Origin of the sequence: Aeromonas sp. A35_P (assembly GCF_002259925.1) — a bacterium.
GTDB classification, from domain to species: domain Bacteria; phylum Pseudomonadota; class Gammaproteobacteria; order Enterobacterales; family Aeromonadaceae; genus Aeromonas; species Aeromonas dhakensis.
Genome location: NZ_NEVB01000070.1, coordinates 1 through 8,337, shown reverse-complemented (window position 1 = coordinate 8,337; position 8,337 = coordinate 1). Strand labels below are relative to the sequence as shown.

General features: G+C 63.9%; 8 protein-coding genes and 1 pseudogene. 4 read left to right on the top strand and 5 right to left on the bottom strand.

Going from position 1 to position 8,337, the window contains the following annotated elements; genetic code table 11:
- Positions 1-105: 105 nt before the first annotated feature.
- Complete coding sequence (locus CAK78_RS05760) at positions 106-321, top strand: hypothetical protein (protein ID WP_094696655.1); 216 nt, start codon at positions 106-108, stop codon at positions 319-321.
- A gap of 75 nt (positions 322-396) precedes the next feature.
- Here the strand turns inward: CAK78_RS05760 and CAK78_RS05755 are convergent, their stop codons facing one another.
- Together CAK78_RS05755 and CAK78_RS05750 are read right to left on the bottom strand one after the other, a co-directional pair.
- Positions 397-828: a hypothetical protein gene (locus CAK78_RS05755; RefSeq protein ID WP_094696654.1), complete on the bottom strand. Its 432-nt coding sequence runs from the start codon at positions 826-828 to the stop codon at positions 397-399.
- Positions 825-1,358: a DinB family protein gene (locus tag CAK78_RS05750; RefSeq protein WP_094696653.1), complete on the bottom strand. Its 534-nt coding sequence runs from the start codon at positions 1,356-1,358 to the stop codon at positions 825-827. The genes CAK78_RS05755 and CAK78_RS05750 overlap by 4 nt, the downstream gene beginning before the upstream one ends.
- 187 nt (positions 1,359-1,545) lie before the next feature.
- On the opposite strand from CAK78_RS05750, the gene CAK78_RS05745 reads away from it, so the two are divergent.
- The 3 genes from CAK78_RS05745 (at position 1,546) to aqpZ (ending at position 4,175) form a co-directional block, all read left to right on the top strand.
- Entirely contained in the window at positions 1,546-2,454 is a 909-nt protein-coding gene (locus tag CAK78_RS05745; protein ID WP_094696652.1) for a Gfo/Idh/MocA family protein, read from the top strand.
- 186 nt (positions 2,455-2,640) lie between these two features.
- On the top strand, positions 2,641-3,162 hold the full coding sequence (gene ruvC, locus CAK78_RS05740; protein ID WP_005298649.1) for a crossover junction endodeoxyribonuclease RuvC: 522 nt from the start codon (positions 2,641-2,643) through the stop codon (positions 3,160-3,162).
- A gap of 326 nt (positions 3,163-3,488) precedes the next feature.
- Positions 3,489-4,175: an aquaporin Z gene (gene aqpZ / locus CAK78_RS05735; RefSeq protein WP_094696651.1), complete on the top strand. Its 687-nt coding sequence runs from the start codon at positions 3,489-3,491 to the stop codon at positions 4,173-4,175.
- Positions 4,176-4,300: 125 nt separating this feature from the next.
- Here aqpZ and CAK78_RS05730 read toward each other — a convergent pair.
- From CAK78_RS05730 to CAK78_RS05720, 3 genes and pseudogenes are all read right to left on the bottom strand, one after another.
- Positions 4,301-5,050: pseudogene (locus CAK78_RS05730) on the bottom strand (lytic transglycosylase domain-containing protein).
- A 172-nt stretch (positions 5,051-5,222) separates the two neighbouring features.
- Positions 5,223-6,620 carry an alpha-amylase family protein gene (locus CAK78_RS05725; RefSeq protein ID WP_176452692.1) on the bottom strand — a complete coding sequence of 466 codons (1,398 nt, stop codon included), beginning with the start codon at positions 6,618-6,620 and terminating at the stop codon, positions 5,223-5,225.
- A gap of 194 nt (positions 6,621-6,814) precedes the next feature.
- Positions 6,815-7,978, bottom strand: a complete 1,164-nt coding sequence (locus CAK78_RS05720; RefSeq protein WP_094696649.1) for a M23 family metallopeptidase — start codon at positions 7,976-7,978, stop codon at positions 6,815-6,817.
- Between the last annotated feature and the right edge of the window lie 359 nt (positions 7,979-8,337).

Below are 8,337 nucleotides of genomic sequence, written 5' to 3'. Positions count from 1 at the left end.
CCCAAAAAGATGCCTGTCTTCATCGGGGGAGGCTTTGTTATCTTGCCGGGGATGTTGGCAGGGGCGATCGGAGCCCCTTTATCTCACTCCAACCGGAGCAATCAGATGGCGTTAAAGATGCGATCCCGCAGGGAGAAGGTGGGCAGTGGCCTTGGGCTGCTGCTCGGGATCATCGGCTTCAATCTGCTGGTGCCTTTCTTGTTTGAAAAGCAGGCGGGCTTTGATGGCAACCAGATGCTCTGGGCCGCCGTGACGGCGCTGGTCTGCGCCGAGCTGGGGGCCAGAGTGGGCAAGTGGCTGGATCGCAGAGAGCAATCTTGACGGGATTTCGCTAGTCACCCGGCAAACGGCTGTCACCTGGCCGTGGGGCAGCGAAGCGTTCTGCTTTATAACCCCTTATTGCCACACTTCCTGCCCCTTGGCATTGAGCAGGGTGTGGAAGAGATAGTGATCATTCCGATCGTAATAGACGGTAATGGTGTGCTGCTCGGTGTAGTCCGCCGCCACGCTGGCCACCGTCATGGGCACCAGGATCAGCTCTCCCAGCCCCATTGTCACGGCGCTCGCCGTGGCCTGGCCATTGCCGTCAGTGCGCTTGTGGATCTTGCCGAGCACGGTAAAGCGATCGCAGCCCTGCACCTTATCCTCGGCCAGAAAGGTGGCCTGCTGGCAGAGCTGGGGCTCGCCCAGTTCGGCGCGAATGGTCGTTCGGGTCTCCCCCGACACCAGGGTATTGCGAAAGCGCCCCGAGTAGTGATCGAGGGCGGCGGCGCAGCCGCCCAGCAGCAATGGCAGCAGCGGCGTGAGCCGCAGACAGGCGCGTTTCATGGGCGGGCCTTGTCATCTGCCAGGGCTGCATCACCCCGCCGCCCAGGTTCGCTGCGATGCAAGAAGGTGGTCAGGGTATCGCGTGGCGGCGTGATGCCGCACTGCACCAGGATCCGCCCGATCGCCCCCCTGTGATAGCCGCCGTGGGTCACCAGGTGCAGCAGCATCTCGGCGCGGCTCATCTGCCCCTTGTCGCCATCCACGAAGTTGAACGAGAGCACGGCCTCGCCATCTGCCTGGCTCAGGCCGGCAACGTAATCCAGATACCAGGCATCCAGCTTGCCGATGGCGCTACGCAGCATCGCCAGGGTCGGTGTCTCCGGGGTATTGGTGGCGGTAAAGCCGTGCCGTTCCCCCAGCAGATTGGCCTTGAAGATGGCATCGACCACATGGATATGGTTGAAGATGCGCAGGGCCGTGTGGTGGGCCTCACCATATTGCGCGGCATCCAGGGTGGCGAGGGCATCGAGCAGTTCGCCATCGGCCCAGGCCTTGTAGCGAAACAGCGAGAGCAGGGTTGAGCTTGGCATGGCACTCCTTGGCGCGTCTTGTGTCCAAAAGCGGGCATATTAGCCAGATGGAGCCAAAAATGACACTCCCCCGGCAGAGGGAGGGGGTGGGTCAGTCATCGGCTGTGTCCGGGTCGGTGGGGATGCTACCCTGTCAGCCGTTGCCGGATAAAACGGCGCCCATAACCCGCCGCCACAAGGAGTCCCCATGCGCATTGCCCTCGTAGGTCTTGGTGATATCGCCCAGAAAGCCTATCTGCCGCTGCTGGCCAGTGACGAGCGAGTCACCCCGCTGCTCTGTACCCGCAATCCAGCGGTATTGGATAAGCTGGTTCGCCAGTACCGGATTGCCGAGCGCTTCACCGAGCTGGGCGACCTGCTGGCAAGCCGCCCGGATGCGGTGATGATCCACGCCGCCACCGCGGTGCACCTAGAGCTGGCCGCCCGGTGCCTGCGCGCCGGCATCCCCACCTTTGTCGACAAGCCGCTCTGTGACACTCTTGCCGGGGTAGAGGAGCTTGCCAATCTCGCCCTGGCGCAGAACTGCCCACTGTTTGTCGGCTTCAACCGCCGCTATCTGCCGGCTATGGCGCCTGCCCGCGCTCAGCCCCTGACCGAGCTCAACTGGCAAAAGCACCGCCACGCCCTGGCGGGGGCCCCGCGCGCATTTCTGTTCGACGACTTCATCCATGTGCTCGACAGCCTCTGCTACTACGGCGGCACGCCTGATGGGGATCTGCATGTGGTGCTGCGACGCTGTGCCCGCCAACCCGAGTTGCTGGCCGGGGTGAGCGTCGCCTGGCAGAGCGGGCCGGTGGCGGTGAGCGGCAGCATGAACCGCAGTGCCGGTCTCACCGAGGAGCGTATCGACGCCTATGGCGACAACCTCTCCCTGCATATCGAAAACTGCACCCGGGGCACGATGGCCCGAGACAAAACCGTGCAGACCCTGGCCCCCGACGATTGGCAGTCGGTGCTGGCGAGCCGGGGTTTTGTCGCTATGCTGGCCCACTGGTATCAGCAGATTGAGACGGGGCGGGCCGACGGGGCGCTGATTGAGAGCTATCTGCACAGCCACCGACTGGCGGAGCAACTGGTCACCCTGGCGGGGGAGTGAGGGTGAGCGCCGCGCCGGTTTGCCCAGGTCATCGGCGGGGCGGCGGGCGAAAAAATCACCGGACCACTGTATGAGATGGCGCATCCCTGCGCAGTCGGCAGGGGAGGGCACCTGCCGCGCGAGCCAAGCGCTGGCTTGTTTGCTATCTTGGCGAGCAGAAACGGCCTTCAGAGCAGCAGCGAGTCTATGAGCATTATTTTGGGGATAGATCCGGGTTCACGCATCACCGGTTACGGGGTCATTCGCATCGTGGCGGGCAAGGCGGAGTACCTGGGCTCGGGCTGCATCCGTACCGACTTGGGGGAGCTGCCGTCGCGCCTCAAGCAGGTCTATGACGGAGTGAGCGAGATCATCACCCAGTTCAAGCCGGACGAGTTCGCCATCGAGCGGGTCTTTATGGCACGCAACGCGGATTCGGCTTTGAAGCTGGGTCAGGCTCGCGGCAGCGCCATCGTGGCGGCGGTCAATGCCCTGCTGCCGGTGAGCGAATACTCGGCCACCCAGATCAAGCAGGCGGTGGTGGGCACCGGCGGCGCCGCCAAGGAGCAGGTGCAGCACATGGTGACTCACCTGCTCAAGCTCTCGGCCACCCCGCAGGCGGATGCGGCGGATGCCCTCGGGGTGGCGCTCTGCCACTTCCATACCCGCCAGATCCTGATCAAGATGGCCGGACGCAGCACGGGATCGGTGCGCGGTCGCTACCGCTGAACCGCGCATGCCGCCGTGATAGCGGCACTGTCGGGCAACCGGCCATGCACCGGCGGGTTGCTTCCTCTGACAGCGGCGACTGTCGGCAGAAGCCTCAACAGAGTCACAAGCTGTCGCACCTCCTCTCCACCGAGAAGGGCTGCCTGCCTGGTCGCTAACGACGATCCTCTCAGTTAATCAATAACTTGTGATGAAGGTCACGTTTTTAGGCCTTCATCGCTTCCCTTCGCTTGCCCGATCGGGACTCTCATAATATGCGCCGGCCGCGTGGTGCGGCCCCGTGAGCCCTGGGCTCCCGCTTCATCCATCATTGGGAGAGTCGAGAAGTGAAACCTTTTGCAGCTGAATTCATGGGCACCTTCTGGCTGGTGCTGGGGGGCTGCGGCAGCGCCGTGCTGGCTGCCGCCTTTCCGAACGTCGGCATCGGCCTGCTCGGCGTGGCGCTGGCGTTCGGCCTGACCGTGCTGACCATGGCTTACGCCATCGGCCATATCTCGGGTTGTCACCTGAACCCGGCCGTGACCATTGGCCTCTGGGCCGGCGGTCGTTTTCCGGCCTCCGGCGTGCTGCCCTACATGGTCGCTCAGGTATTGGGCGGGCTGGCGGCAGCGGCGGTGCTCTACGTGATTGCTAGCGGTCAGGCCGGTTTTGATCTGGCGGCGGGCTTTGCCTCCAACGGCTATGGTGAGCACTCCCCGGGCGGCTACAGCATGCTGGCGGCGCTGGTGTGCGAAGTGGTGATGACAGCTTTCTTCCTGTTCGTCATCATGGGCGCCACCGACAGCCGGGCCCCGGCCGGGTTTGCCCCCATCGCCATCGGCCTGTGCCTGACCCTCATTCACCTCATCAGCATTCCGGTGACCAATACCTCGGTCAACCCGGCGCGCAGCACGGGCGTGGCCTTCTTCGTGGGGGACTGGGCACTGAGCCAGCTGTGGCTGTTCTGGGTTGCGCCCATCGTCGGTGCCATTCTGGGTGCATTGGCCTATCGCGCGATCGCGACCAAAGCCTGATCCGTCAGGGCAACAAAGTGTGGTATCGACACGCCCCCGGGCGTGTTTTTTCGTTTCTGGCGGGTACAAAAACGGGCCGCAAGGGCCCGCAGGGTTGCTTGGTCGCTGGCAAGAGGGGGTGAGGCTTACAACCCCTTGGCGCTCAGCATATCCTTGTAGCGCTGGCGCAGCAGTTGCACCCTCTCCACATAGGCGCGGGTTTCTGCGTAAGGGGGTATGCCCCCATGCTTTTGCACCGCGCCGGCACCGGCGTTTTAGGCCGCAGTGGCCAGCGCCACGTTGCCGCCATACTGCTTGAGCAGCCCCGCCAGGTATTTCACTCCGCCGAAGATGTTCTGCTCCGCCAGCATGGCGTTGCCTACCCCCAGCTCCCGCGCCGTGGCCGGCATCAGCTGGGTCAGCCCCATGGCCCCCTTGCGGGACACGGCGAGGGGGTTGAAGGCGGATTCGGCGTGGATCAGCGCCCGGATGAGGGCCGGCTCCACCTGATAGGCCTTGGCCGCCGCCTGGATGGTGCTGGCGTAGTCATAGAGAAACAGGCCCGTGGTGTGCCAGTTGACCTTGGAGTCGGGGTCGCAGGCGTAGCAGTCGTTGAACAGCAGCAGCTCGTAGCGGCCCTGATCCGGCATCACGTCCGAGTAGCGCACCACGCCGTTTTTCTGCACCGACTTGTAGACCTGGATCTGGCGGGTACCGGGCGGCAGCGGGGGGCTGGCCGGCTCGGGCGGTGGCAGTACCCCCGGGGTGTTCAGAGGGTCGGGGGGCGCCGCGGGGGGCGGGGCCGGCGGCTCGGCGGTGAGGATCACCACCTCGGCCGGGGCGGGTGTCTGGCTCCAGCCGGGCGGGGAGAACAGCGGGATCAATCCCATCAACATCCATGCTTTCAACGGCTTGCTCCTTCAGCCTCGTTAGCCTTGTTGAGTAAAGCATCACGGCGCGGGCAGAACAAGCCCGCCCTGACCGACCCATGCACTCGGCCGAGAAAATAGCCGCGACAGAGCAAATAAAAAGGCCGCCCAGTGGCGGCCTCGCGCGGCAACTGCCGGTTTACTCCTGCAGCCAGAGGCGGGCGCTGCGGGCGGGAATGGCGACCCGCACCCACTGGCTCTGCACGTTGATCACGGCGCTCTGGTCGAGCACGTCCCGGTAGTTGCGATACCAGTTCATCTCGAACTTGGCGGTATCGAGCCAGTACTCCTGCTCGTAGTCGCACTTGTTGATGCCGACCAGCCCCTGCTTGCCACGCTTGAACAGCACGAAGCAGTCGCCGCTGCCGACCAGCTGCATGGGCTGGCCCTGCACCGCGTTGTGGAAGCGGATCATCCCCTTGATGTCGCTGCGCAGGTAATAATCCTGCCAGCGCAGCCCGTCCTTGGCCTGGGTCTCGCCATGATCCGAATAGACCAGCGGCGAGCCGCCATCGCGCCCGAGCAGGTAGGCGTAGGCCAGCTTCTCGTCGGTCGGGTTCAGGATCTGGTAGCGAAAGCCGTCGTTGGTGGGAATGTCGTGGGTGATGGCGAAGGTGACCGCCCGGCTGCCCGGCAGGGCCTGGCCATAGGCACCGGGATCCGCCAGCAGGTTCATGCTGCCGCCATAGCCAAGCGCCCCGCGCAGGGAGGCGAACAGCGGGAAGTCATAGGCACCCTGGCCGCTGCTGTCGAGGTAGGGCTTGAGGAAGCGCTCGTAGTCGTTGCTGCCGGCGCCGCCGGTGGTAATCACCTCGCCGAACACGTGCATCCCCTGCTTTATCTCCGGGGTGAACACGGCATTGATCTGGTAATCGCTCATGTGCTTGACCGCATCGACCCGAAAGCCCTTGATGCCCATCCCCTTGAGCGCCTTGAGGTAGGCCTGCTGCTGGCTTACCACCCAGTTGTTGGGATCGAGATCCGGCAGCCCCTTGTCGCCGGCACCGCCGCACAGACGCCAGTACTGCACGTTGCCCGGATCGTTCCAGTCGCTGATGCAGCCTTCCGGGTGGAAGTCCTGACCGGCGAGCAAGTTCTGGCCCAGATCGCCAAACAACTTCTGCCGCTCGAAGTAGCCGGGGTTGGCGGCATAGCTTTGCAGCAGTTCGCTGCCGGGGTAGTTGAGATCGCTGCGCTTCCAGCTCTCGTTGGCCATGTGGTTGAGCACCACGTCCGCGTAGACGGCGATGCCCCGCGCCTGCATGGCGGCGATCAACTGCTCGAGATCCTGCTTGTTGCCAAGGGGGGTATCGATGAGGCGCAGATCCTGGGGTTGGTAGCGGGCCCACCACTCGTTGCCCGATGACTTGAGGGGCGGCGAGATGAGCACCTGTTTGTAGCCGGCGGCCTTGATGAGATCGGCCTTGGCGGTGACTTCACTGTATTTCCAGTTGAAGGCGTGCAGTATGACGTCGGCGTGTGCCAAAGGAGCGATCAGCATGCCTGCGATCGCCCAGATTCCCGCTGTGTGTTTCATTATTGTCAGTCCTTTTATTGGGTGCCCTGATGGGCACCCAGAGCCTCACACCAGCTTGGCTGGCCGGCAATCGCCAGGCGGCGATTTTGTGAGCACTTTCAAAGCGGACTGTGCGGATCTGTGACGGCTTGCAAAAAACCGCACAGATCCCATCATTACTGATTTTTCAATCACTTAGCGGGTTGTATTGCAACTCAGTCGACCCCGTTGTTGTAGAGCGGCTGCCAGGCACAGTAGCGCTGGCCATTGCGCTGGTTGTAGAGCCAGAAGCGGTTGCAGTTGTCGTCGTAGTTGCTGGCGCCGACGTTGACGGCATAGCTGCTCAGCTTCTGTCCCTGCAGGGACTGGAACACTCCGTTGTAGAGCAGGGAGAAGTGCAGGTGCGGGCCGGTGGAGGAGCCGCCCTCGCACAGCGCCTCGTTGCGGTTGCTGGCATAGGTGCCGATGGGGGTGTCGGCGGCCACGTAGTCGCCGCTGCGCACCGAGATCCCGCTCATGTGGTAGTAGTTGGTGGCCCAGCCGTTGGGGGCGGTGACTCGCACCTGGCAGCGGGAGAAGACGGTGACGGTGCCGCTGTTGGCGGCGGTGACCGTGTAGGTGGCGCCGCCCCAGCCCGGCCAGTCGTAGGAGACGTCGATGGAGGAGTAGGGGTAGCCGGAGCCGGTATGGGAGTGGGCGCCGTTGGCCTTCCAGCTGTAGCCCTGACGCCAGGGCAGCTGGAACTGACCGCCGGCCAGCGGTGCGGCGGGCGCGGCCGCGCCGCCCCCGGGGGAGGTCATGGCGTCCTGGCCGAACAGGGTCCGCCACTGTTCACCAAGCTGCTGCTGCACTGGTGCGCTCAGCAGGCTGGCGAGGGCGGTCTGGTGCGCGGCTTGCGGCGCCAGGGCGGGGGCGCGGCGCGGGGTGAGCTGCAACTGGGCGCGGGCCTGGTAGAAGCGCTCGGAGAGCTGGCGCGCCATCAGCTCCAGCTGGTTGTCAAAGCCCCTGGCTTTCACCAGCTTGGCGAACGGCGCCGCCATGGCCTGCTCGGAGGGGGCCGAGATGAGCTGGCTGCTCGTCTCCATCAGGGCCAGCAGCAGCTGGGGGTTGAGGCTGGTGATGCCGCTCCAGTGCAGGATCACCTCCTCCTTGGGTAGCAGGTGAGGCGCCTGTTGCAGCAGGAAGTCGTGCAGATCGAACGCCATGGCCGCCTCGCCGAACACGAAGTGGGCCTCATCCAGGGGGAGTGCCGGGGGCTGGCCGGCGGCAAGCTGCTGCGCCGTGAAGTGATAGGGGGCAATCGGGACATGGATGTCGCCGGCCCAGCCGGCGGCGGGCAGCAGGGCCAGCAGCAACAGGGAGGGGATCGGTCTGGACATGGTAGCTCCTTGGCAAAGTGGTGAGGTGTCGGTGTGGGGATGGACCCACGCGGGCAACAACAGCGCGATGCTATGCCAAGGCTTCACCATAGGGGCAAATGGCAAAGTTGCTATTCAAATGGGGCTTTTTATGCGGAGCGATGAGGAGAATGACTTGTTAACAAATGTTTACGAAAAGGGTTTGTAGAGCCAAATCAGTGAGTTGTGGGTCATCAAATGGCGAGCTGCCGTAAAGGGTCAAGCAAAGGCGCAAACAGTGCCAGCCTCTGGCTTGCCGTGATAGGATCGCGGTTTGCCGCCGTGCCGACGGCATGTTAAAAAGTATGCAACTTGGTGTGGTTATTGGCTTTCCTGATTAC

Coding starts and splice junctions, on each gene's coding strand:
- CAK78_RS05760 (WP_094696655.1), top strand. CDS start 106: ATGGCGTTAAAGATGCGATCCCGCAGGGAGAAGGTGGGCAGTGGCCTT.
- CAK78_RS05755 (WP_094696654.1), bottom strand. CDS start 828: ATGAAACGCGCCTGTCTGCGGCTCACGCCGCTGCTGCCATTGCTGCTG.
- CAK78_RS05745 (WP_094696652.1), top strand. CDS start 1,546: ATGCGCATTGCCCTCGTAGGTCTTGGTGATATCGCCCAGAAAGCCTAT.
- CAK78_RS05720 (WP_094696649.1), bottom strand. CDS start 7,978: ATGTCCAGACCGATCCCCTCCCTGTTGCTGCTGGCCCTGCTGCCCGCC.
- ruvC (WP_005298649.1), top strand. CDS start 2,641: ATGAGCATTATTTTGGGGATAGATCCGGGTTCACGCATCACCGGTTAC.
- CAK78_RS05725 (WP_176452692.1), bottom strand. CDS start 6,620: ATGAAACACACAGCGGGAATCTGGGCGATCGCAGGCATGCTGATCGCT.
- CAK78_RS05750 (WP_094696653.1), bottom strand. CDS start 1,358: ATGCCAAGCTCAACCCTGCTCTCGCTGTTTCGCTACAAGGCCTGGGCC.